The following is a 24,115-nucleotide window of genomic DNA, read 5'->3' as shown; positions in this document are numbered from 1 at the left end:
ATAATCATCAATTAGAATAAAGCCATGCACTATGCATGGTTTTTTTATGTTTTATTCACGTGACCTATCTCTCGTTTTTTTAAATTCTCTGTTCTTTGCAGTGGCTGATATGCCACTTGATCCTACATTTTCTCTTAGAACGAGCTCTTCACAAAAATCTTATTGATATTCTTAATATTTTGTTGTGAATGCAATGAAAAAATTAAAATTTACAACACAAAATATTACCTATTTGAATGTGACTATGTGGATGTTTTGTTATAAAAGCGAGTTTTTGGCAAAAATGTCGTAGTTTTTGACAAGTATTCTTATCGGCCTCAAAATACACTGCCAGCCATTGATAATCCTCGAAGCGGTTTTCGAGGAGTGAGATTGAGGAACACACATGTTTACAGCTACGAACGTGTTGACACCGGAATTTATCGGGCAGCCGCTTGATAAGTTGTGGTCACTGATCTCGCCATTATATATGGTGGACGAGTCTCAATGGCTAGAGCAACTATTGCCACTAGCGACGCCGACAGAGGACGAAAAATCGGCGATCACTACCCAAACTACCCACCTTATCGAAGCCATTCGTGCCGATAAGAAGTCAATCCAGATGATTGATGCTTTATTGCTGGAATACAGCTTAGATACTCAAGAAGGTATCTTGCTGATGTGTCTTGCAGAAGCATTAATGCGCATCCCAGATGCCGCGACAGCAGATTCTTTGATTAAAGATAAGTTGAGTGTCGCAGACTGGAAATCTCACCTGAAAAACTCTGACTCTGTGTTTGTTAACGCATCAACATGGGGCCTCATGCTAACAGGTAAAGTGGTTGGTCTTGGTGAGCAAGGCACCCAGAGCCCAGGTCAGGCTGTAAACCGTCTGGTAAATAAATTCTCTGAGCCTGTGATTCGTAAAGCCATGTATCAGGCAATGAAGATCATGGGTCACCAGTTTGTTCGTGGTCGTACGATCGAAGAAGCGCAGAAGAACGGTCGTCCAATGCGCGACAAAGGTTTCACCTACTCGTTTGATATGTTGGGTGAGGCGGCGTTAACTACAGCGGACGCGAACAAGTACTTCAAAGATTACCTAATGGCGATCGAAGCGGTGGGTCGCGAGACTTACGGTAACGACACCAGCCCTGCGCCTTCGATTTCCATCAAGCTTTCTGCATTACACCCGCGCTACGAAGTCGCAAATGAAGAACGTGTAATGACAGAGTTGTATGACTCACTAATGCAGCTATTGAAACGTGCAATTGAAGTCGACGTTGCAATCACAATCGATGCAGAAGAGGCGGATCGCCTTGAGCTTTCTCTGAAGCTATTTGAGAAAGTGTACCGTAGCGATCTTGTGAAAGGTTGGGGCAAGTTTGGTTTGGTTATTCAAGCTTACTCAAAACGTGCGCTACCAGTCTTGGTGTGGCTAAATGCACTCGCAAAAGAGCAAGGTGACGTTATTCCTCTGCGTTTGGTTAAAGGCGCGTACTGGGACAGCGAAATCAAGTGGTCTCAACAAGCGGGTTATGCAAATTACCCAGTATACACTCGCAAAGAAGCGACGGACGTTGCATACCTAGCTTGTGCTCGTTTCCTACTTAGCGAAGGTGTTCGCGGTAATATCTACCCACAATTTGCAAGCCACAATGCTCACACAGTTACGGCAATTGCTGTCATGGCGGAGCACAAAGAATACGAGTTCCAGCGCCTGCATGGTATGGGTGATTCACTGTATAACCATGTTATGAAAATGTACGGTCAGCCAGTACGTATTTATGCTCCTGTCGGTAGCCATGCTGATCTTCTTCCGTACTTGGTTCGTCGTCTGCTTGAAAATGGTGCGAACAGCTCGTTTGTACACCGTCTAGTTGATGCGCGTTGTCCGATTTATGAGTTGACCCATCACCCTGTGGATGTGTTGACGGGGTTTGACACGCTACACAACGACAAAATTCCATTGCCTGCCGACATTTTCCCTGAGCGTAAGAACTCATATGGCGTCAACATCGACATCGACAGTGAAGCGAAGCCATTTGAAGCTCAGGTCGAAAGCTTCATGGACAACCAGTGGGTTGCAGGCCCGATGATCAATGGTGAACGCTTTGCCGAAAGCATGATCAAGGAAAATGCGGCTGAGATCATCACCGCACCATACGATCGCCGAATTGAAGTCGGCAAAGTGGCATTTGCAACTCTTGATCACGTTTCCGCTGCAATTGATGCGGCGCAAACTGCTTTCTCTGATTGGAAAACCGTTCCTGTTGAGCAAAAAGCGGCTTGTTTAGAAAAGCTTGCTGACTTAATGGAAGAAAACCTGGCTGAGCTGGTGGCGATTTGTCACAAAGAAGCGGGTAAAACGATTCACGATAGCATTGATGAAGTTCGTGAAGCGGTGGATTTCTGTCGTTATTACGCGAAACAAGCGCAAAACCTACAGCCATTTGAGCTAGAAGGCTTTGATGGTGTGAAACGCATTTCTAGCCGTGAAGGTCTTGGTGTGTTTGTGTGTATCAGCCCTTGGAACTTCCCGTTGGCTATCTTCCTTGGTCAGGTGACGGCAGCACTGATTGCGGGTAACACAGTGGTTGCAAAACCTGCTGAGCAAACAAGCTTAATTGCCGCTCGCGCTATTGAACTAATGCTGGATGCTGGTTTCCCTGCAGGTGTGATTCAGTTACTTACTGGTCGCGGCGCTGAGATTGGTCATGCACTGACTTCTCATGATGCTATTGCTGGTGTGGCATTCACTGGCTCAACGGCAACGGCGCAACGCATTAACGTTACGCTTGCGGAGCGCAGCGCGAAACCGGTTCCGTTTATTGCGGAAACAGGTGGCCAAAACGCAATGATTGTGGACAGTACTGCATTGCCAGAGCAGGTGGTGCGTGATGTGATTCGTTCGGCGTTTGCATCTGCTGGTCAGCGTTGTTCTGCCCTTCGTGTTCTATTTGTACAAGAAGATGTAGCAGACCGTATGATCAACCTGATTCAGGGTGCGATGAATGAACTGCATGTTGGTTTACCTTACCTACACAAAACAGATGTTGGTCCGGTTATCGACAGCAATGCAAAACAAAAACTCCTCGCTCACCTTGAGCAAATGAGCAAAACACAGACTAAAGTCGCTCAGCTACAGCTGGATGAATCGTGCCAGCATGGTGACTTTGTCTCACCAAGTGCGTTTGAAATCTCGGGCATCGATGTGCTGAAAGAAGAACAATTTGGTCCAATCTTGCACATTGTTCGCTTTAAAGCGTCTGAATTACCGAACGTGGTTGCGCAGATCAACAAAACGGGTTTTGGCTTGACGATGGGTATCCATAGCCGTAACGAAACCACGTACCGTTGGATTGAGAAGCATGCTCGAGTAGGTAACTGCTACATCAACCGAGACCAAGTTGGTGCTGTGGTTGGTGTACAGCCGTTTGGTGGTCAAGGCTTGTCAGGTACTGGCCCGAAAGCTGGTGGTCCACACTACCTATTCCGATTTACTCAACATCTTCTTGCTCAAGCAGAAAACGCATAAGGAGTCGCATTATGGTTCATCAGATCACCTATTTTAAAGATGCATTCTCTGCGTGGGAGCAGTGGAATCTGACTGATTTTGATTACAAATGCGAGCATGTTCTGGCATTTAAATCTGCACTAGAAGGGCAGCAGTCTACCGTTGCCAAAGTGGTTTCTTACCACTTGCAACAAGCATCAGCTCTTCTTGCAGAAACTCACCAGTTAGTTGGCCCTACAGGGGAAACTAACGAACTGTATGCCGCAGGACGCGGTGTGGCTTTGGTGATTTGTGAAAACAACATCGAGCCTGCTGATAATGCGTTATACAGTGCTTTTGCGATGATCACCTGTGCCTTAATTGCAGGCAACAGTGTGGTCGTTTGCAGTGACAATGCAGAGCTAAACCAATTGGTTAAGCAAGCTGTAGCGTTGGCAAACTTCCCATCTAACTTAGTCCAGGTTGTTGCGTACGATGCGTCTGCCCCGTTGCTTGAGAGCGATGTACGTAGTGTGGGTTATGTTGGGCGTTCACAGATTGAGCATGCGCTCAATCTTCAACTAGCTAAGCGTGACGGTGCAATCGTCGGCTTAGTTTCTGAAACGGATTTAGAGTCACCGAAATTGGCTCATGATCCTCATCTCTCGTTGCGCTTCATTACTGAGCGCACTCGAACGATAAATATTACCGCGGTGGGTGGTAACGCAACTCTACTCGAGTTGGGGAACGAAACTCACTAACCTGACTTGTAATGCCAATCTGGAGTAACTGGACTGAGAGCCGGTCCAGATTGGTTTTTTATACTCTGATGTATTGCTGAGACGGTAAAATATCAGGGCAGGCAAGGAAGGAAATAATTATAACGAGGACTATCTAATGATAGAAAATAGCTTTGCTATCACGTCCACTTTTGTGGCGTATTTACTGATTATGGTTGCTATTGGCGTTTACGCGTATAAGAGGACTTCCAATTCATCTGACTACTTCCTAGGTGGCCGTAGCCTAGGTCCGTGGCCTGCTGCATTATCTGCAGGTGCTTCAGACATGAGTGGTTGGTTGCTGCTAGGCTTGCCTGGCTATGCGTACGCTGCGGGTATCGAGGCCTTCTGGTTAGCCGGCGGTCTACTTCTTGGTACATGGGCAAACTGGCTCATCAGTGCAAAACGCCTCCGTACCTACAGTATCCAAACTGACGCGCTAACGTTGCCAGAGTTCCTGTCACGTCGCTTCAACGATAAGTCGAAACTGATTCAGACAATCTCTGCGTTTTTCATTCTTCTATTTTTCCTTTTCTACACCAGCTCAGGTTTGGTCGCAGGGGGCAAACTGTTTGAGACGGTATTCGGTCTAGATTACACCTACGCTGTTATCATCGGTACGGTGTGTGTCGTTTCTTACACACTATTCGGTGGTTTCCTAGCGGTATCTTGGACTGACTTAGTGCAAGGTCTGCTAATGGCGGCTGCGCTAATGATTGTTCCTATAGCGGTAATGGACGGTGGTTTAGGTCAGCTAAGTTCTGATCTACATGACATCAACCCAGAACTTGCAACGCTATGGAATGACGCGAAAGGCGAACCATTGTCTGCGATTGCCATTATCTCTCTAGCGGCGTGGGGCCTTGGTTACTTTGGTCAGCCACACATCCTAGCGCGTTTTAAAGCGTCTCGTTCAAACAAAGATCTAACAACTGCACGTCGTATCGCAGTGATTTGGACGGCACTATCTATGGTTGGTGCAATGCTTGTTGGTCTTGTTGGTCTGGTTTGGGTTACGGGTCATCCGGGTACTCAACTAGAAGACGGCGAGAAGATCTTCATGCTATTGGTTAACGCAGTATTCCACCCTGTCGTTGCGGGTATGTTGTTAGCAGCAATCCTAGCGGCGGTAATGAGTACCGCTGACTCACAGCTCCTTGTTTCATCTTCAGCGCTTGCAGAAGATTTCTACAAGCAAGTATTCAAGCCAGAAGCGTCTTCTGAAGAAATCGTAATGATTGGTCGTATCGGTGTTATCGTTATTTCGCTTGTTGCGCTATTCCTAGCGATGACGCCTGATAGCTCAGTACTTGGTCTTGTATCTTACGCTTGGGCTGGTTTTGGTGCGGCATTTGGTCCTGCGGTTGTACTTAGCCTTTACTGGAGCGGTATGAACCGTAACGGCGCGTTAGCAGGTATTCTTGTTGGTGGTATCACTATCGTGGTTTGGAAGCAGCTAACTGGCGGTTGGTTTGATGTGTACGAAATCGTACCGGGCATCATCTTCTCTACGCTTGCTATCATTGTGGTAAGTAAAGCAACGGGCGGTGCTGCGCAAGACGTGTTAGACCAACACCAGTCGTTCGAGAAAAAACTGGTTGAACTAGACTAGTAACTTCCCGTATATGAACACAAAGCCCGCTATTTTAGCGGGCTTTGTTTTATCTGAAACTTAATTAGCGTTAATGGTGGTAGCTTGAGATCAAAGCTTAGCATTGCTCGGTTAGATTGGAGTGTTAGTCGCGATGAATTTTGGCGTAAATAACGGTGTTACTCAGCTCTCCCGATGTAGTCAGACGTTCGTTTCTGAGCTCTCCTTCGAACTCATAACCACAGCGCTCGGCTACAGCTCGGCTCTTTTGGTTGGTGCTATCAGCATGAATTGCGATTCTCTTGGCACCCAAGTCATCAAACGCATAGCGCTCAACTTCGAGCACAGCCTCAGCAACATAACCATTGCCAACGGCAGCATCATCTAACCAATAACCTATCTCAAAGGATGGTACGTCGGGATCTCGAATCATCAAACCGACCGCACCCAGTAAGCGATCACTTTCCTTTTCAATCATGTAGTAACGCAGCTCTTCTTCGAAGTTTTCAAAGTTTGCGATGGCTTTCTCTGTCCCTTCTATCATCGCTTCTAATGTCAGCACATGAGGCACCCACGGCAGATAGACTTCGAGAGTCTTTTGGCTGCGAACGACAGCTTGATGCGCCTCTTCGGCTCGTTCTAAACAAGCAGGGATGAGTTTGAGACGTTTCGTTTCCATGCCGACTCTCCTATGGGTGAAAAATGAACGGAAAATCATTTAAACAGATGTACTTAGAATGATCTAGTCAACGCCGTCATATTATTCACTTGGTTTGCCAGAGAGAAACTGAGAGAATCGAACCGTTATCAAACCAACTAGGTTCATTATGAAACTTTTAGTAAGAAACTTGGCTCGTCACATGACCGAGCAAGATATCCGCAAATTATTCTCAGCGTACGGCAAAGTAGAACTGTGTTCGCTAGTGCTTGATCAAGACACGGGTTTGTCGAAAGGCTTCGGTTTTGTCATCATGCCGGACGAAGCAGAAGCCATTTCTGCTCTTGAAGCACTGAATTTGACGAACGTAGAAAAAAGCAAAATTCGCGTGAAAGTCGCACAAGACTAATACAGAGAAAAGCCAGCGTTATTGCTGGCTTTTTTGTCTTTCTATTTAGAGACCAAATTGGCAACATTCTAGAATGTCTTCTCTTTTCGTTTTAGCGAGATTGATCATCAATTCTCTCTTCAAGTTGTTTCATTAAATCCTTTAACTGTAGAGAATCGAAATTGTCTGAATTCGGCACTTGGTAAGCGTCGTTGACTGTGTAGAGCATCAAACTTTTGCTAGAGAAGAACTCTTTCTGTATTTGGACTTTGACAATGTCATCAAGAGGTAGACGGAAGTAAACCGTTGAGCCCTGGCGGTACTTCAAGGTGTTGGTGCTTGCATCGATATCTAGCGTTTTAGGATTGAACGCGCGGCGCGTGAAGTACGTTGAGAGCAGTTTCAATCCTATTATTGTGAGTGCTACGAGTCCAAACTCGACGATCTTGTCTGCTAGGTAGGAAAAATAGAACAGCGACAACAATACAGTTCCTAGCAAGAAAGGGTTGTTCTTGGGCAGATTTTGTGAAGTTTCATGGATGATCATCCGACATATCCCTCTTCTATACGCGGTAAACTCACCGCACCAAGTAACTCCTCAGTGTTTCGCAAGGTAATAGCGTACGCCACGCCTTGATGCTGCTGATACATCGGATCGTGCCTATCTATCCATGCTTGCGCCATCGGTCGCTCATAAGGATGAGGGATGTTTGCTGTCATGTCGGCAATTCGCTTATCTCCAGCGAGTAAAGCCACTTGTTGGCAGTCATCGATATTGAATGGCCGGAGGACGAGTCTTTCGGTAGTGAGAATCGGTTGTATCGTCATGCATTTCTTCCTTGATGAGACGGCTATAGCTGCTAGCAACTGGTTTGCGGGGTAAATCAAGATAACAAGGCGTCTCGAAAGCTCGATCTAGCCAGCTGTAAAGTTGTCATGCGCCTTACTAAATAATAAGCCCGAACAATTGCTTATGTGTAATGTGTCGTATCATTACACACATAAGCACGTTTGCTCATATTGATGGTACAAAAGTTGAGGTCTGACCAATGTCTCAGTTTTTTGATACTTTCGTTCAATTTTTTGAAGATAGGGCACAAAAAATTAAAGGAGCTTTTTAATTGTGGAATTATTTTGAACAAAATATGTCAATTGTCAGTAGGACGAAAAAGTAGGGAGAAGAGAAATGCCGGATATATATTGCGCAGCTTGTAGAAAATCAACGCAACATAAAGTGATTATGAAGCGTTGCGAGCCTCAGTCTGTTGACTCGTTAACAGGCAAAATGGTGAGTTTTACACAGCTGATGGCGAAATTTGTATCAGGTGAACATTATTACGAGATGGAGCCTCAATACTACTGCCGTTGTTGTAATCATCGTGCAATTGGAGAGGTTGTTCCACATCCTGCACGGCATACATCGGCCGCACTCTAACTCTGAGTGATAGCCATGATTAATGGCTAAATAGGGCGGCGTTGCCCGAACGACATATCTATACAGGCGTGTCATGCGCTTTCAAATTTGCGACTCCGCGGGAGCCGCTAGGTTGCTTTTTCTCTTCATATCACGGTTACTAAGTGAGCGGCAATAATCATAGCTCTTTCCCTCCTTCGTTGTTTTCTGGTTATTCTCTGCTGAATTTCACATGCTGTGCATTTGATGGTTTGCAATTGTTTGAGCAACGATTAATGTGATGCTTTCTAAGTGGTTACAAGGAAGTGGGTTAATGAGTTATCAATTGGACCGGATTGATTTACATATTTTGAGAGTGCTTCATTCGAGAGGCAGAATTCCAGTTGTAGAACTAGCAAAGCTGATTAACTTAACGACTTCTCCATGTTCTGACCGTGTAAAGCGGCTAGAAAAAGAAGGGTATATCAATGGTTACCATGCAGAGTTGAATGCGGAAAAGTTGGGGCTGGATGTGCAAGTATTCATCCATATTCGTTTAGACCAAACCAGTTTTTCTATTTTTGAAAAGTTTGCGAAAGCGGTGGAATTGATGCCTGAAATTGAAGAGTGCTACTCGCTCTCTGGAGATTTCGATACCATGATAAAAGTTCGTGTTAAGAGCATGAAAGCGTATCAGGAGTTTATGTCGAGTAAGTTAGGCACGCTTCCGGGCGTGATTCAAACTCGTAGTGAAGTGGTCATAGAAGAACATAAAACGGGATTTGGCGTGAACCCTGAGCTCCTTGGTTAGGCGAGGCATGTGTTGATCCTTCTTATTTAGCGTGGCTTGGTATATTACTTTTTCACGATTAAAAAAGGAGCCGAAGCTCCTTTTTAATAAATCGGTGAGCGATTATGCCCCGATAAAGGTGCTGATAACGCCAATTAAACCACCAAAAACACCGCCCCAAACGACTAGCCAGCCAAGGTGTTGTTTAATCATCTTTTGCACCATTTCTTTAACTAATGCCGGTGTTAATTCGCTTAAACGTTGATCGATGATACCTTCGATGTTCTGCTTTATCTCATCCATCATTGCAGGAGATTCGAATTGCTCTTTCAGTGCTTCTTTGATGTTATCGCTCTTGCTCAACTCAATGATGGATTCTTGCATCTTTTCGACGAAAGGTTGGCGCATGGGTTGTAGCGCTTCCGAGCCGCCAAACATCGCTAGCATGCCACCAAACTGAGAGCCTTCAATTACTTCCACTAGGGAATCAAATGCTGGATTTAAATTTACTTTCTCAATTACTGGTTGAAGATCGATGTTCACACCGCCCGCCATTTCTTTATTTAAGAATCGGTCAATGTTCGCTTCAGTAAAAAACTGTTCCATCATCAGGTTTTTGATAGCCAGTTTAAACTCTTCAAATCGCGCGGGGATCACGCCAGAACCGTATAATCCAGGCACTTTCTCAAACAGCATATGGATGGCAAGCCAGTTGGTGATGGCGCCTGAGAACGCAAACAGCCCTGCATACCAAAGATAGTCGTTTTGTAATTGATGACCTCCAGCCATCAAAGCGATAGCAAGGACATTCGTTAGCAAACTTTTGTTCATAGTGACCAGTTATATGTGAATATCGGAATAAATAAGTGGGCCTGATTCTATACCTAAGTCACATTAAGATGCTAGATTTTGCCGTGATGAGTAGTCTTGTAGCGAAGGGAAAAAAATGAATGCTCGGAAAAACAAAACCCGACAATCATTGTCGGGCCACTGCTTTTTCTTAGAAAAACTAAGATTCTATTTTTAATTTTAGATGCGGTAGATCTTACAACAAAGTTGGCATTTCCATCTTTCTGAGTAGCCAAATAGCTTGTCAGCCCAACTTGGTTTGAGTTGTACGATCTGCATTGAACCACATTTACACATAAGCTAATTACCTTATTGTTAATATAATAACTAAGCCATCTATTGAGTATAGCTGTTTCTCAAAAAGTGAAATGACAAATGAAGACGGCTCAATACTCTGTATTGTGTTCATTGCAATGGATACGCAACGAGGCGGTATATTAGCAGAAAAAGTGTGAGCTTTATCATGGAGAGTGTTTCATATATGAGAAACCACAATGGCTATATGAGCGTCTAGCCATGGATTAAAATAAAAAACGGCGCTTAAAGCGCCGTTTTTATTGAGCTTATCACTCGTTAAGAAGCATGTTGATTGTCTAGTTCTTCAGCGATAAATCCGCCAGTTTGATGCGCCCAAAGCTGGGCGTAAATGCCGTTATTCGCAATGAGTTCTTGATGAGAACCTTGTTCAACGATGCTGCCTTTATCTAGCACGATGAGGCGATCCATTTGTGCGATGGTCGATAATCGGTGAGCGATAGCAATAACCGTTTTCCCTTGCATTAATTCATTCAAGCTTTCCTGAATCGCTGCTTCGACTTCTGAATCCAGAGCCGATGTGGCTTCATCCAGTACCAGCAATGGTGCGTCTTTGAGTAGCACACGAGATATTGCGATACGCTGACGTTGGCCGCCAGACAGTTTTACACCACGTTCACCAACTTGCGCATCGTATCCGACATTACCAAATGGGTCGGTCAGAGTTTCGATAAACTCATGGGCATGCGCTTGCTTAGTGGCTTTCAGCAAATCTTCTTCTGTCGCATCTGGATTGCCATACAAAATATTGTCTCGAATTGAACGGTGTAACAGAGAAGTATCTTGGGTCACCATACCGATCTTTGAGCGTAAAGAGTCTTGTGTGACTTCTGAGATGTTCTGTCCATCGATCTTAATGCTGCCGTCTTCGACATCGTGGAAGCGAAGTAACAAGTTCACCAAAGTCGATTTTCCGGCGCCGGAGCGCCCGACCAAGCCTACTTTCTCTCCTGGTTTGATGTTGAGGTCGAGATGGCTAATCACGCCTTTGTTCTCACCGTAATGGAAGCTGACGTTATCAAAGTGAATGCCTCCTTCAGTGACAACCAAGTCTTTTGCGCCTGGTTTATCTTTAATATCAATAGGCTTAGAGAGCGTTTTCATTCCATCGACAACGGTTCCCATGTTTTCAAAGAGGGCGCCAACTTCCCACATTATCCACATAGACATACCGTTTACGCGCAATGCAAGACTAACAGCAATCGCAATCGCGCCAACGCTAATGGCACTATCCAACCACAAGTAAATCGATAAAGCAGCAACGGAAAATACCAAAATATAGTTTGAGATCTCTACAGCGACGTCGAAGCCGGTCACTAGGCGCATTTGACGATAGACCGTATTTAAAAATCCTTTCATGCCTTGCTCGGCATATTGGGTTTCGCGCTGGCTATGAGAAAACAGTTTGACGGTTTGAATATTGGTATAACTGTCGACGATACGCCCTGTCATTGTCGAACGTGCATCGGCCTGCGCTGAAGCGACGTCTTTGAGCTTAGGGACAAAATAGATTTGGATAGCGATGTAAGCGAGTAGCCAGACGATCATTGGGATCATCAAACGCCAGTCTGCCGTCGCTAACATAATGATCATGCTGGTAAAGTAAACCGTAACGTAAACAAACACATCCATAGCTTTCATTACGGTTTCGCGCACAGCTAATGAGGTTTGCATGACTTTCGTTGCGACTCGACCTGCAAAATCATCTTGATAGAAGTTCAAGCTTTGATTGAGCAAATACCGGTGTGCAAGCCAGCGGATAGACATTGGGTAGTTGCCCAATAACGTTTGATGAACGAGCAACGAGTACAAGATCACCAATATAGGCATGACAACCAGCAATAAGGCTCCGTAGAAAATCAAATCCGATTTGTTGTCTTGTAAGAACGTTTCTGGATTGCTGGTAGACAACCAATCAACCAATTGTCCCATGGCGCCAAACAACATTACCTCAACAACAGCCACAATTGTGGCCATCAAAGACATGATGATCAAAGGCTTTTCATAACCACGAGTGTAATAACGCAGAAAAGCGAACATCCCTGAAGGAGGCTGATCCGGTGTAGATTTGGGGAACGGCTCTGTAAAGCCTTCAAATCGTTTAAACATAACTCATCCTAAAGTTAAAACAGTGCCATTTGGGGTGGCTAAATCCATCGATTCACGCTGCTTTGGACGAAACCGCGTGTATGAGAGTTTTTTGCCTGCTCCTCGATAAAGCAGACCGATTGACGAGAGGGGCGAAAAAATAGTCTAACCGATTGTGTCTTAAATGTAACTAGTTGGTTATGAGTGTGATTGTCTATGGTTCTGATTCTTATGATGAATTCTTATCATGTTCATCACGGTGCCATAAAATCTTAAACCTGCAAAGTGACAATAAAATTTAGGGAAAAATAAACTTAATGCAGCAAAAAACACTTTTGTGCAATTAAATTAATTGTCAAAACAGCAAAACTGAAGTTAACAATAAATTTACAATCTCCTCATTCTAGTGATAAGGAATATATTGGATGCTATTACACGAATCAGTGACCCAATTTGCTAATGGGAAAGAAGAAAGCACGCAAAGTGCTCAGCGCCAAACCGCAAACTGCGTAGTGATGGTGCCACCGAAAGAGTTTCGTTTTAATGAAGAAACCGCACAAGATAATGAGTTCCAACATAAAGTGTCACTCAGCCAAGAAGAAGTCTCACGTCGAGTAATGGCCGAGTTCGCGAGTATGGTTGCAACGCTGCGTCAAGAGGGCGTTCAAGTTGTTGAGTTTGATTATCCAACTTCAGATGTTGCGACGCCAGACGCGGTATTTCCAAACAATTGGTTTAGCACTACGCCAGATGGCACGTTGTACACCTTTCCAATGGCCTGTGAAAACCGTCAAAAAGAAGTACGTCCCGATGCACTTGTGGCAGCACTAGCGCAAGCAGGGCGAGAAGTTCATCGACGCAGCAGTCTAACTGAATATCTTGACGAGCAAGCGTATTTAGAAAGCACGGGTGTGATGGTGTTTGACCACCTAAATAAAACGGTCTATGCCGCACTCTCACAACGTTGTGATCGTCTGGTTTTAGAAGATTACGCCGATCGTATTGGCTATGAACGAGTGATTTCTTTCCAAACTCGTTTGCCGTCTGGTGCGCCGATTTATCACACCAATGTGATGATGGCGGTTGGCGAACAGTTTTGCGTGATTTGTGACGAAGTGATCCCAGAATTTGAGCGTCGTTTTGTAATGAAGTCACTCGCCAAAGACAAGCAAGTCATCTCAATTTCGCTTGAGCAGATGAACCAGTTCTGCGGTAACATTCTGCAACTAGAAACGATCAACGGCGACAAGGTGATTGCGATGTCGCAATCGGCGTACGATGCATTTTCACCAGCACAAAGAAACCAATTGGCAACGCACGGTAAATTGCTGCCATTCGACGTTTCTACCATAGAATCTATTGGTGGTGGTTCGGTTCGTTGCATGTTGGGTGAAGTGTTCTTACCGAATCGTAAAGCTGTGCTTTAATAAACTGCACATTTCTTTTCAGCCGCAGTGAAAGGCTGACGAAGCGTTCTCTTCAAGGGTTTTTAGCCGTTAGCTCTGTGGCAGTACAGACTAACGGCTTTTTTGCGCTTTTTAGTTTTCTGACGATTTGCGTAGGCGACGCTTGGTTTAAGCGCCTAAAATAGGATGGTTCACCTAGCAGATTGTGGTAAAGTCCGCGCCTGCGTTTTACCGCATCTTCATTATTTTTATTGCTTCTTCAACCCAAAGTACAAGGTTTTCGTTAATGCCATTTTCTACTCTCTCATTGAGTTCTGAGCTGATTCACGCACTGCCAAAAGACTTCAAGAAACCGACCGATATTCAAGCGTTGGCCATTCCTGAGCTGTTGGCTGGTCAAGATCTATTGGCTTTGGCAAATACAGGCAGCGGCAAAACCCTTGCTTATGGTTTGCCTTTGTTGGAAAAGCTGGGTGTCAATCCAGAGCAAAAAGCGCTGATTCTTGTGCCAACTCGTGAGCTGGCAATGCAAGTGAGTGAAGCAATTAACCAAGTTGGTCAAGTTCTTGAACTCAACGCAGTGTGTTTGTGTGGCGGCGTTGATAAAGAGCAACAACAGCAGGCGCTAGCGACAAATCCTCATATCCTTGTCGCGACGACAGGTCGTTTGGTTGATCTGGCAAAAGACGGTTTAGACTTAAGCAATATCCACTACCTAGTGCTGGATGAGGCGGATCGTTTGTTGGATATGGGCTTTTGGCCTGACGTGCAAAATATTGCGGGGCTGATTTCAAACCAGCGTCAAACGGCAATGTTCTCGGCAACGTTTTCAGATGAGTTGAAGGGTAAAGCGAAGCTGCTTATGCAGGCACCAAAGCAAGTTGCAGCGCATCAAGAAAACAGCACCAACCAAGATATTGCTGAAACGCTGTACCTCGTCAACAAAGGCAGTAAAACCAAGGCATTGATTGAACTGATTCAAAAAAACGCGTGGACTAAGGCATTAGTCTTTATTGGTGCGAAAGAGAACGCCGATGGCTTAGCGAAGAAGCTGAATAAAGCGGGCATCTCAACCAATGCGTTGCATGGCAATAAGAGTCAAGATGAGCGAGAAGAAGCACTGGCGCAGTTTAAATCTGGGCAAATTCAGGTGTTGATTGCCACCGATCTACTAGCGCGTGGCATTCACATTGAGCAATTACCTGTAGTGATCAACTTTGAACTGCCAATGTATGCAGAAACCTATGTTCACCGAGTAGGACGTACCGCTCGCGCAGGCGAACAAGGTGTCGCGATGTCATTGGTTTGTCATGGTGAAATGGACGCACTAAGCGCGATTCGTCACCTGACTCAACGTGTATTACCAGTGCAAGATCTGGCAGGTTTTCCAGTAACGGATAAGCCATCAACTGGCGAGAGCAAACGCGCGCCACGCGATAAAAAAGCCAACCGCCGAACTAATGCTAAGAAGAGCATTAAGCAGTTCCAAGGTAAGTCGAAACGCCCAGCCCCGAGTGCGAAGTAAACCAAAAAAAACACGCTCTGACGGCATAGTCGGTTCAGAGCGTGGCTTAAATTTTACTTTGGGGTGTTAACCCACAGTTGGGCCAACCAAGCGCATTTCCCAATCTTCAACTTCGCCAGTTTCTAGGCGGCGCTCGACCAACTTGCCCCAAGACTCGACTAACGGCAGCTCAGACAGCTTAGTGAGTTCTTTTCTATCTAAACAGCCAGTGAAAACCGCGCCCATGATGCGAGCCAGTGGCCATTCTGGATAAGGTCTTTCGCACAGAATAATCTCGTCACCAGCACCGATATCGCCTTCTTCCAACACTCGGAAATACCAGCCTGTTCGAAGCGTATCTTGCAGTCTTCTCGCCATGTCGTGTTGGTCAAAACGTACGTTAAGTTTCCAACAAGGCATGCGACCTTGCGACACTTCCAGTAGTGTTGAGCCGATGCGAATTTTATCTTTCAAGCAAATCGTGGATTCGGTGACGCCTTTGGAGCTGATGTTTTCGCCAAAGCCGCCGGCGGATTGGAAAATTGGTCTTTTGCCTAATTCTTGTTGCCAGATTGGGTAGTGCTCGCTTGGGTAAATATGAAGCGCTTTTTGAATGCCACCATGAAAGCGCGGATCACCTTGCTCATCACTGGTAAAACCAAGCTCTGTTGCGTGCTGGCGCTCAGGTAGCACTTGTTTGTTGATTGCGCTTTGCGCTCCATGAGCATAAGGGACGGTTTTCCCTGCTAGCACAGCTTTTACGACGCCGATTTTCTTCATATAACCTCCTTATTATTTGAATGAGAGATAAAGTGTTTACCTTCATTCGCGATGCGGAGCATGATAGCCTAGTAAACTTGTGTCGGTATAGGGATGAAAAGACAACTAACAATGCTAACTCGCCAAATTGATTCGAAGTCAGGCGTCGTCACCTCCAATGAGATGATGGCCGCGAATCCCCATTCTCCTGTTTTAGTGAAAACCATCGACATGCCAAAAGGTTACATTGATGCGCTGCATCAACACACTTGGCATCAAATCATCTTTCCTATCAAAGGGTTATTGCAAACACAAACGGAGCATTATCAGCACTTGGTTCCGCACACCTCTGCGTTATTTGTTCCTGCGGGTGTTCAACACGAGTCGATTGCTCTAAGCAATACGATATTTGTTGGCATTTACCTCAACCCTGAGTTTGGTGCGACGTACGAGCCACAAGTGAGAACCATTGCTTTAACGTCGTTTTTAAATGAGCTTTTACAAGAGATCCGCAGACTGTGTGAAGGTGAGACAAGCCACGAAGAAGTGTTGCATTTACTGGCGGTGCTGCATGATCAAATTTTGAAACGCAACGTGCAGACATTTCAGTTATTGCTGCCACAAGACAGACGACTAAAACTGATTTTCGAGCGACTGACTGACGAGCCAGCGTTGAGCTGTTCGCTAAAAGAGTGGGGGGAGAAAATTGGGGCGTCTGAGCGTACTTTATCACGGCTGTTCGCCAAGGAATTCAACACTTCATTTCTACTTTGGCGGCAACAAATTCGGCTAATTTACTCGCTTTCTTTGTTAGATGAATCGTTGCCAATCCAAGCCATTGCAGACCTAGTGGGTTATCAAAATGACTCATCCTACATCAAAGCATTTAAAGCCTATTTTGATATGACGCCACAACAGTTTAGAGTGAACGGCGCATCGCGCAGGTAGAAATACAGAGCTTCGACTTCACTTAATGCTTTTGAGTAGAAGTCGCGAAACTTCCTTTTTGAATTTCAATTACATGGTATGAATAACAATGGCACCAACGATAAATACTCGAGTGAATCAATTCTGTTTTGGTCAGCCCCAAACGTCGCTGTCGTTGGAAAAAGAGCCCCTCAAACCGCTTGTTCAGGGCAAGGTTCGGGTGCGACTGGAAGCCACCAATATTAACCCAAGTGACTTGCTTTCCATTCATGGTGTTGGGCAATACCGCCGCGTTCACGTACCACCTCGCGTGCCGGGATTTGAAGCGGTTGGGCGTGTGGTGGAAGTCAATGCAGTTGGTCAAACTGACCTTCAAGTTGGGCAAAAGGTGTTGGTGGCGATGAGTGGTACTTGGCAATACTACATAGATGCTTCGCCTGAGAATCTTTTTCCGCTACCTGAGAGTTTGGAGAACGGCTATGCCTGCCAATTGTACATCAACGCGCTAACCGCGTGGGTGATCACCACTAAAGTGGCGAAGTTGAACAAAGGCGATGTGGTGATCATCAATGCGGCAGGGTCAGCGATCGGTAAGATATTCGCCCAGCTTGCTCACTCACTGGGTTTTACACTGATTGCTGTGACTTCAAAGCCAGAAAAGTATCCGTACGATACGATTCCAGTGTTGGACGCAAAACAAGACTTACACGCGCAGCTGCAAACGCGCCAACTGCCACAACCAACGGTCGCTTTGGACGCGATAGGTGGTGAGGCTGGCACGGATCTCATTCGTACCTTGAAAGAAAACGGCCAATACATCAACTACGGAACATTGTCGTTAACGCCTTATACGCCTGAGTTTTTTGAATCGATGAAGGCCAACAACATCGACTTTAGTACATTCTTTTTGCGGTATTGGGAAGAATCGGTAGGTAAAGGCGGGAGAAAGACGGTGTTCGCTGAAATGTTAGAACACTTTATTAGCAGCGACATAAAGTTAAACGTTGCATATGATCTGTCGTTAGAGGACTTTCAAACAGCGATTGAAATGGTTGAGCGACGCTCGTCAGCAGTGTCAGGAAAAATCATTTTGACGCTGTGAATTACAGTGGGCCTGTTGAGAAAAGGGAGGATAAAATCCTCCCTTTTTTATGGGTTTATTTGTAATGATAGGGCTATTTTAGATGGAAGATTTGCTCTGTTTCGAGCGATGTCATCGCACGTACTTGACGCCAAATGTAATAAAAAATACCGAACATCATCAACATACTTGGGATGGCAATCATTGGGTAACTGTACAGCGTCATTTTTCCTAACTCTTCGTTAAAGGCAGCAGTACCAGAAGGGCTAGTCACAATCCAAGTCGCAAGGAAGTAGTTCATTGCAGATGAGAACGCAAAAGTACTTGCAAACAGGTAGTTAGAAGACATAAGGCAACGTTCGAACGCATCGGTTTTACCATTTTCTTTTAAACGTTGGTTAATCAACGCGAGATTCAACACTGTGTCATTCAGTACTAACTTCTGCATCAGTGGGTAGCGGGTAAACGTTGAACCCAAAACCGCTAAACCGATCAGGCCAGGAATCAGGGCTTCTTTTAGTGCTAACCAGCGTGTATCAAGCTCTAACAAGCCGATGCCACCAGTTAGTAGAACACTGATAAAGCCCAGAGCAGAAATAAAGTTAAATTTCTTGTTACGGACAAGGTCCATACCGCCATAAATGATAGGAAATAGCAAAGCGACAACCAGCGCCATTGCTGTCCCTAGATGCTCATCGCCACTAAACTTCATCAAAATGAAGGAAGGGATAAATACGTTGAAAAGGATTTCAAATAAGGGATTCGGCTTTTTCGCCGTCGTGTTACTCATAATGTTTTACTGACTCTACTCTATGTCGGCTGTTATTGTACTTTGACAAGAAGTGTTCATCTAGTCGCGCTTGATGTAAAGCGTTAAAGCGTCGAGTTGTGTAACGACTTATGAAATAGACCGGAGCATAGCCAGTTAGTTTACATGATTGACTACTTTTTGTGTCTTAATGACTCTCCTTCTGTGCGATGATCTGATTACGCGCTCTGAATAATCGAGTCGCCACTGTGTTGTGGTTGAGCCTCAAGGCTTGGGCAATTTCATCATGATTCAACCCAGCCACTAAGCTCAAGAGCAACGGCTCTCGGTATTTGGGTTCGAGAATCATCATTTGTTTTTGAAGCCAATCTTGGGCCATGTCGTAGTCACTGCCAGGGTAGGTTTTTGTCTGTATTGCACACTCATCAATGTCGACAAAATCGTACTGTTTTCTATCAAAGCGCCGAGCATTCTCACGACGCAAAATAGTAATGAGCCAAGACTTCGCGGCGTTGGGGTCATTTAAATTATCAAAGAATCGCCACGCTTTCAGAAAGGTTTCTTGCGCTAAATCTTGAGCAAGGTGGTGATCTTTGCATAACCAATACGCGAGACGGTAAATCTCTTGGTATCGATCTTTCGTCAGTGCTTCGTAACGTTTATGTTTTTCCATAGCATTAAGATAAAAAGTCTGGAGAGCACGTTGTGTCTGCCAGATGAACGACAACCCTTTTTATCGCTTTTACAGTGATAAAAAGGGTTGTTCGATTAGGAAGATAAATTCGAAGAGTTAACCTTCGAAATATCGAAGGGTGGCTCTGATTACTTTCTTACACGCTTAAAATGGTTGGTTGGAAAAACGTGAGTACTGGATAGCATCTGCGACTTCCTGAGCTTTAGACTCTGAAGTCATAAGGTGAAGTAGCTTAAGAGCAGCTTGATAGCTAACTAGGCTACCGTTCGAAGTGATAACGCCATCATCAATGACAAAATTCTGGTCGACTTGTACTTTGACTGCAGGGTAATCTCTTTGAAAGCCGTTTTCACCTCCGGCCCAAGTTGTTGCTTTTTTGCCGTTTAAAAGGCCAGCTTCGGCTAACAAATACGCGCCAGAGCAATTACTTGCCATCCAATCTGCCGCCTTTGATGTCGTTTTAATAAAGTGAATGAGATCTTTATTTTCGATTAGTGCATCCATGTCATAGCTGGATGTTAAAACCAATACGTCGAGTTCCGGCAGATCACCAATCCAAGCATCCACACCAATTTTTAATCCTTCTTCAGTGGTGATGGTTTTCTGATCTGAGACGGAAATGGTGAGCACGTCATAATCACTAAACCAAGTGAGACGACTTGCGACGCCAAAGACCTCTAAAGGCGCAGTAACATCAGAGGTCAGTACGCCATCGTAAACCAGAATACCAATTCGTTTATCTGCGGCATGTGCTGCTTGAAGCATCCCAAAGAATAGGACTAGTGTCGCTATCAATAGTTGTAGTGCATTCTTCAATCCGTTTTTACCCATGGTTTTTTCCTCGTTAACAGAGCATCAAGTTATTGAGGTTCATTATATTTAGGCTAATTAGTGATTGAAGAGCCACTTGGTCTTTACTAAAGTGAATAAAATTCATGAATAGAGTTCATTGGTTATATGGATAAGATACGGTCCCTACGATTTTTTATTGCCACTTTAGATGGCGGTAGTTTTGCTGCGGCTGCCAAAGTGTATGGCACTGACCCTTCGACCGTGAGTAAAGCCATACATCGTCTTGAAAGCGATTTGGGTATACAGCTTTTTCAACGTTCTACGCGACAGAGCCGCCTGACAGAAGCTGGTCGTCGGTACGCAAATACTGCTAGGTTTGTACTGGAAGAGCTGGCGGCATGTGAGGATTCATTAAAAAGTCACAATGATGCGCTTTCAGGGCAGCTTAAGATTAATGTGCCAGTCTCGTACGGTCGCCTCTATATTCGTCCTTTATTAAAAGAGTTTTGTCGCCGCTACCCTAACATCACTATCGATATTCATTACGATGACGCCTACGTTGATATTATTGAGCAAGGTATTGATGTGTCGATTCGCTCTGGTGTCGTTCACGATAGTCAATTGATTGTGCGTCAGCTGAGCCCTATCGATTTTATCATTTGTGCCAGTCAGGATTACTTAGCGCGCCATGGTGTTCCGAGTGGCCCGGATGTATTCAATGACCATTCTTGGGTTCGTTTTCGTTTTAAACAAACGGGGAAACTGTTGCCGATTCGGATGCCAGAACCAGACGGTGCGAGTGAATATGACCCCGAAAGAAACTATATTGTAAATGACGGTGAATCCATGGCAGAGCTTTGCGCAGAAGGCTTAGGATTAACTCAGATCCCTCATTTTATCGCGAGAGACTGGCTTAAATCGGGGCGTTTAGTGCCGATATTTCCGAGCATGCGCCAAGCAGGAAATGGCGTGTATCTTCTCTATGCCAACCGGGAATATGTGCCTGCACGAGTTAGGGTGTTCATCGATTTTATCACTCAAGCAATACAGGATATGGATGAAACGCCATTCCATACTTGGGCTGAAACGTTGCCGATTTATCGACCGAACCAAGGCGATTGAAAACTTCATGTGAGTCTTTGGTTAAAACCCCCTAAGCTATATGGCGCTTTTATTGGTTTTTGTTAGTTTATTGGGCGTTATTATCGAAAAGCGCAGTTTGCTCTTCGTCACTCATAAAGGAAAGACAATGCCAACTAAGATCTTAGTGCCTGCTTTGGCCCTACTTCTCAGCGCATGTGGCGGCGACGGGGAGTCGTCAGCCCCAGCAGAAAGCGGCTCACAAAACACAGGTTCCACATCGTCACAAGGCACATTTGCCGAGCAGATGCTTGCAGCGGTCAACAGCGCCCGCTCTACTACACAACAGTGTGGTGCAACCACCATGCCACCTGTTGGGGCCCTGACTTGGAGCTACGATTTGGAAAGCGCCGCTTATCGACATTCAAGCGACATGGCGAACAGCGATTTCATGAGCCACACAGGCTCTGATGGCAGCAAAATGTCAGATCGAGTTAACGCAACGGGCTATGCTTGGAGCGCCATTGGTGAGAATGTCGCAGTAGGGCAAAGCAGCATTAACGCCGTCGTTAATGCTTGGTTATCGAGTGAAGGCCACTGCCTTAATATCATGAGTGCGGATTTTGATCAGATGGGCGCGTCGCTTGTCGAAAATCACTCTGCACGCTACGGGTATTACTGGACTCAGGTTTTTGCCAAACAGCGCTAATGCGATAAAGAAGCCCGATAGATAAAAAATAAAACGCCAGCAGTCACTATCTGCTGGCGTTTTATTATTTACATCTCTTTTAGCTTGTCAGGTTACGAAGTTTTGGGTCATCCGCCAGGTATTCAACAAATTCAATCTCAAAACCGGCAGGGTCAACAAAATACACATTTTTGCGGTATGGTTCATCAGCACCAGGTTGGGCAATCAGATAACCTGCATCGGTTAGTCTTTTGATGATTGCATCGACGTTGTTGGTCACATAAGCAAAATGCGCTAGCCCAACTTGGTGCCCGCTCAACTCGCGGTTTTCTCCTTCGCCATGGTCACTCATGGCTATGTATTGATACTCGTCGCCAAAATGTAGCCAGTTTCTTGGCTTGCCACTCCATTCGCCTTTACCTTCATCACGCACGTACCAATGTGGAAATGCAGTTTGGTAAAACTTCAGCATTTCAGGGATATCTTTCACGACTAAGTTAATATGTTCTAGTTGGATCATGATGTGCTCCTTTTTGTCATTTTCTAGCCAACGATGAATATGCTAAAACCTCAAGTAAAGTTGAGGTAAAGGGCTTTTTTAAAATTTTTTAGGGTTGATATCTTTGGATCTGGATACATTGAGAGATTCGGTGGGTTTGGTGCTTTGAATCTGAGAGCTGGGTTAGGGGCTTGCAACCTTGTCTCACCTTTTGTTTGTTCGTGTTCTTGCTAATCATTTTCGATCGAGTTTGTGGTGAGTAGATTCCCAGCCTCACCTAGGTTCGCGGGAATGACGGAAAGAGAGTGCTAAACGAAGAGCGTCATTCTGAAAGAGCCTAAGCGAGTATTCAGAATCTACTTTCAGTGTGTTGTTATGTTGCGTTGTGAATTGAACTATCCGCGAGCACAGAACCAGTTCCTCCCTTTTGAGCTCTGCGTGTTGAGAGCTTCGGAGTTTGATACAAGGGGAGGTTAGGTGGGGTTGCTGGTTGAATGTTGGGTAAGGTGCTTGCAACCTTGTTTCACCTTTTGTTTGTTCGTGCTACTCATTTTCGATCGAGTTTACGGTGAGTAGATTCCGAGTCTCACCTAGGTTCGCGGGAATGACGGAAAGAGAGCTAAACGAGCAGCGTCATTCTGAAGGAGCCTAAGCGAGTATTCAGAATCTACTTTCAGTGTGTTGTTATGTTGCGTTGTGAATTGAATTATCCGCGAGCACAGAACCAGTTCCTCCCTTTTGAGCTCTGCGTGTTGAGAGCTTCGGAGTTTGATACAAGGGGAGGTTAGGTGGGGTTGCTAGTTTGAGGTTGAATGTTGGGTAAGGGGCTTGCAACCTTGTTTCACCCTTTGTTTATTCGTGCTAATCATTTTCGATCGAGTTTACGGTGAGTAGATTCCCAGTCTCACCTAGGTTCGCGGGAATGACGGAAAGAGAGTGCTAAACGAAGAGCGTCATTCTGAAAGAGCCTAAGCGAGTATTCAGAATCTATTCGCAGCGCGTTGTGATGCCAGTGGAGTGAATTGAATTATCTGTGACTGTAAAACTTGCCACCTGCACTCGGAATGCTGAGATCTTAAGAGTTTGATATAAGCGAAGGTTAGGTGGGATTGGTGGTTGAATGTTGGGTTAGGTGCTTGCAACCTTGTTTCACCTTTTGTTTGTTCGTGCTACTCATTTTCGATCGAGTTTACGGTGAGTAGATTCCCAGTCTCACCTAGGTTCGCGGGAATGACGGGGAGAGAACGCTAAACGAACAGCGTCATTCTGAAGGAGCCTAAGCGAGTATTCAGAATCTATTCGCAGCGCGTTGTGATGCTGGTGGAGTGAACTGAATTATCCGTGATTGTAGAGCCATTCCCTCCAGTTTGAACTCGGAGCGCTGAGGGATTTGCTTACACCTCTCCCCAAACCAAAAAAGCCAGCAGTTAGTACCTGCTGGCAAAGTCTTTGGGCTTCTAGGTTTTTTGATTTTCAGCCCTAAACCACCTACTTCAGTAGGTGGTTATCATCCGTTTCGGCTTTGCCTGTAAAACTACTCATGCTAAATGCGTCTTTGATTTTTCCAGAAGTCAAAGAGGACAAATAACA

General features: G+C 45.2%; 21 protein-coding genes and 1 pseudogene. 12 read left to right on the top strand and 10 right to left on the bottom strand.

Annotation, left to right across the window (positions count from 1 at the left end; genetic code table 11):
- Positions 1–385: 385 nt before the first annotated feature.
- The 3 genes from putA (at position 386) to putP (ending at position 5,866) form a co-directional block, all read left to right on the top strand.
- Positions 386–3,517 carry a bifunctional proline dehydrogenase/L-glutamate gamma-semialdehyde dehydrogenase PutA gene (gene putA, locus NL626_RS17755; protein ID WP_158173300.1) on the top strand — a complete coding sequence of 1,044 codons (3,132 nt, stop codon included), beginning with the start codon at positions 386–388 and terminating at the stop codon, positions 3,515–3,517.
- An 11-nt stretch (positions 3,518–3,528) separates the two neighbouring features.
- Complete coding sequence (locus NL626_RS17750) at positions 3,529–4,236, top strand: delta-1-pyrroline-5-carboxylate dehydrogenase (protein WP_005392153.1); 708 nt, start codon at positions 3,529–3,531, stop codon at positions 4,234–4,236.
- 136 nt (positions 4,237–4,372) lie between these two features.
- The gene (putP, locus tag NL626_RS17745; RefSeq protein WP_005374582.1) at positions 4,373–5,866 is read left to right on the top strand and encodes a sodium/proline symporter PutP; all 1,494 of its coding nucleotides are present in this window, start codon (positions 4,373–4,375) and stop codon (positions 5,864–5,866) included.
- Positions 5,867–5,990: 124 nt separating this feature from the next.
- On the opposite strand, the gene NL626_RS17740 is transcribed toward putP, so the two are convergent.
- A complete protein-coding gene (locus tag NL626_RS17740) occupies positions 5,991–6,524 on the bottom strand; it encodes a GNAT family N-acetyltransferase (protein ID WP_225495766.1) in 534 nt (177 codons plus the stop codon).
- Positions 6,525–6,672: 148 nt separating this feature from the next.
- Between NL626_RS17740 and NL626_RS17735 the strand changes: the two genes are divergently transcribed.
- A complete protein-coding gene (locus tag NL626_RS17735; RefSeq protein WP_005374587.1) occupies positions 6,673–6,912 on the top strand; it encodes an RNA-binding protein in 240 nt (79 codons plus the stop codon).
- A gap of 91 nt (positions 6,913–7,003) precedes the next feature.
- Here NL626_RS17735 and NL626_RS17730 read toward each other — a convergent pair whose 3' ends face one another.
- Together NL626_RS17730 and NL626_RS17725 are read right to left on the bottom strand one after the other, a co-directional pair.
- Positions 7,004–7,438, bottom strand: coding sequence for a hypothetical protein (locus NL626_RS17730; RefSeq protein ID WP_017820067.1), 435 nt, complete (start codon positions 7,436–7,438; stop codon positions 7,004–7,006).
- Positions 7,439–7,443: 5 nt separating this feature from the next.
- Positions 7,444–7,719 (bottom strand): annotated as a pseudogene (locus NL626_RS17725) (GNAT family N-acetyltransferase); the annotation flags it as partial.
- A 358-nt stretch (positions 7,720–8,077) separates the two neighbouring features.
- Between NL626_RS17725 and NL626_RS17720 the strand changes: the two are divergent.
- Both NL626_RS17720 and NL626_RS17715 read left to right on the top strand, forming a co-directional pair.
- Positions 8,078–8,326, top strand: a complete 249-nt coding sequence (locus NL626_RS17720) for a hypothetical protein (protein WP_081007959.1) — start codon at positions 8,078–8,080, stop codon at positions 8,324–8,326.
- A 292-nt stretch (positions 8,327–8,618) separates the two neighbouring features.
- Positions 8,619–9,095 carry an Lrp/AsnC family transcriptional regulator gene (locus tag NL626_RS17715; RefSeq protein ID WP_005374595.1) on the top strand — a complete coding sequence of 159 codons (477 nt, stop codon included), beginning with the start codon at positions 8,619–8,621 and terminating at the stop codon, positions 9,093–9,095.
- Positions 9,096–9,197: 102 nt separating this feature from the next.
- On the opposite strand, the gene NL626_RS17710 is transcribed toward NL626_RS17715, so the two are convergent.
- Positions 9,198–9,905 (bottom strand): DUF445 domain-containing protein, encoded by a 708-nt coding sequence (locus tag NL626_RS17710; RefSeq protein ID WP_222712161.1) that lies wholly within the window; start codon positions 9,903–9,905, stop codon positions 9,198–9,200.
- Positions 9,906–10,496: 591 nt separating this feature from the next.
- The gene (locus NL626_RS17705) at positions 10,497–12,347 is read right to left on the bottom strand and encodes an ABC transporter ATP-binding protein (RefSeq protein WP_005374597.1); all 1,851 of its coding nucleotides are present in this window, start codon (positions 12,345–12,347) and stop codon (positions 10,497–10,499) included.
- Positions 12,348–12,751: 404 nt separating this feature from the next.
- Here NL626_RS17705 and NL626_RS17700 point away from each other — a divergent pair, with 404 nt between their 5' ends.
- Positions 12,752–13,753, top strand: a complete 1,002-nt coding sequence (locus NL626_RS17700) for an arginine deiminase-related protein (protein ID WP_005383547.1) — start codon at positions 12,752–12,754, stop codon at positions 13,751–13,753.
- Between the two features lie 265 nt (positions 13,754–14,018).
- A complete protein-coding gene (locus tag NL626_RS17695) occupies positions 14,019–15,257 on the top strand; it encodes a DEAD/DEAH box helicase (protein WP_253657591.1) in 1,239 nt (412 codons plus the stop codon).
- A 66-nt stretch (positions 15,258–15,323) separates the two neighbouring features.
- Here the strand turns inward: NL626_RS17695 and NL626_RS17690 are convergent, their stop codons facing one another.
- Positions 15,324–16,016, bottom strand: coding sequence for an MOSC domain-containing protein (locus NL626_RS17690; RefSeq protein ID WP_253657590.1), 693 nt, complete (start codon positions 16,014–16,016; stop codon positions 15,324–15,326).
- 111 nt (positions 16,017–16,127) lie between these two features.
- Here NL626_RS17690 and NL626_RS17685 point away from each other — a divergent pair, with 111 nt between their 5' ends.
- Positions 16,128–16,943 carry a helix-turn-helix transcriptional regulator gene (locus NL626_RS17685; protein ID WP_025768697.1) on the top strand — a complete coding sequence of 272 codons (816 nt, stop codon included), beginning with the start codon at positions 16,128–16,130 and terminating at the stop codon, positions 16,941–16,943.
- A gap of 88 nt (positions 16,944–17,031) precedes the next feature.
- On the top strand, positions 17,032–18,024 hold the full coding sequence (locus tag NL626_RS17680) for a zinc-dependent alcohol dehydrogenase family protein (protein ID WP_253657589.1): 993 nt from the start codon (positions 17,032–17,034) through the stop codon (positions 18,022–18,024).
- 73 nt (positions 18,025–18,097) lie between these two features.
- On the opposite strand, the gene NL626_RS17675 is transcribed toward NL626_RS17680, so the two are convergent.
- From NL626_RS17675 to NL626_RS17665, 3 genes are all read right to left on the bottom strand, one after another.
- Positions 18,098–18,793, bottom strand: a complete 696-nt coding sequence (locus tag NL626_RS17675) for a VC0807 family protein (protein ID WP_005383527.1) — start codon at positions 18,791–18,793, stop codon at positions 18,098–18,100.
- 166 nt (positions 18,794–18,959) lie between these two features.
- On the bottom strand, positions 18,960–19,490 hold the full coding sequence (locus tag NL626_RS17670) for a sigma-70 family RNA polymerase sigma factor (RefSeq protein ID WP_262590063.1): 531 nt from the start codon (positions 19,488–19,490) through the stop codon (positions 18,960–18,962).
- Positions 19,491–19,610: 120 nt separating this feature from the next.
- The gene (locus NL626_RS17665) at positions 19,611–20,297 is read right to left on the bottom strand and encodes a DJ-1/PfpI family protein (RefSeq protein WP_213969229.1); all 687 of its coding nucleotides are present in this window, start codon (positions 20,295–20,297) and stop codon (positions 19,611–19,613) included.
- A 126-nt stretch (positions 20,298–20,423) separates the two neighbouring features.
- On the opposite strand from NL626_RS17665, the gene NL626_RS17660 reads away from it, so the two are divergent.
- Together NL626_RS17660 and NL626_RS17655 are read left to right on the top strand one after the other, a co-directional pair.
- Complete coding sequence (locus NL626_RS17660) at positions 20,424–21,380, top strand: LysR family transcriptional regulator (RefSeq protein ID WP_042522258.1); 957 nt, start codon at positions 20,424–20,426, stop codon at positions 21,378–21,380.
- A gap of 127 nt (positions 21,381–21,507) precedes the next feature.
- A complete protein-coding gene (locus NL626_RS17655) occupies positions 21,508–22,047 on the top strand; it encodes a CAP domain-containing protein (protein WP_017820077.1) in 540 nt (179 codons plus the stop codon).
- 79 nt (positions 22,048–22,126) lie between these two features.
- Here NL626_RS17655 and NL626_RS17650 read toward each other — a convergent pair whose 3' ends face one another.
- Complete coding sequence (locus NL626_RS17650) at positions 22,127–22,546, bottom strand: VOC family protein (protein WP_253657588.1); 420 nt, start codon at positions 22,544–22,546, stop codon at positions 22,127–22,129.
- Between the last annotated feature and the right edge of the window lie 1,569 nt (positions 22,547–24,115).

This window comes from Vibrio sp. Y58_MX_L22 (assembly GCF_024181865.1).
In the GTDB taxonomy this organism is placed as follows: Bacteria; Pseudomonadota; Gammaproteobacteria; order Enterobacterales; family Vibrionaceae; genus Vibrio; species Vibrio alginolyticus.
The sequence above is the reverse complement of the archived record's forward strand: the minus strand, read 5'-3'. Positions and strand labels throughout refer to the sequence as shown.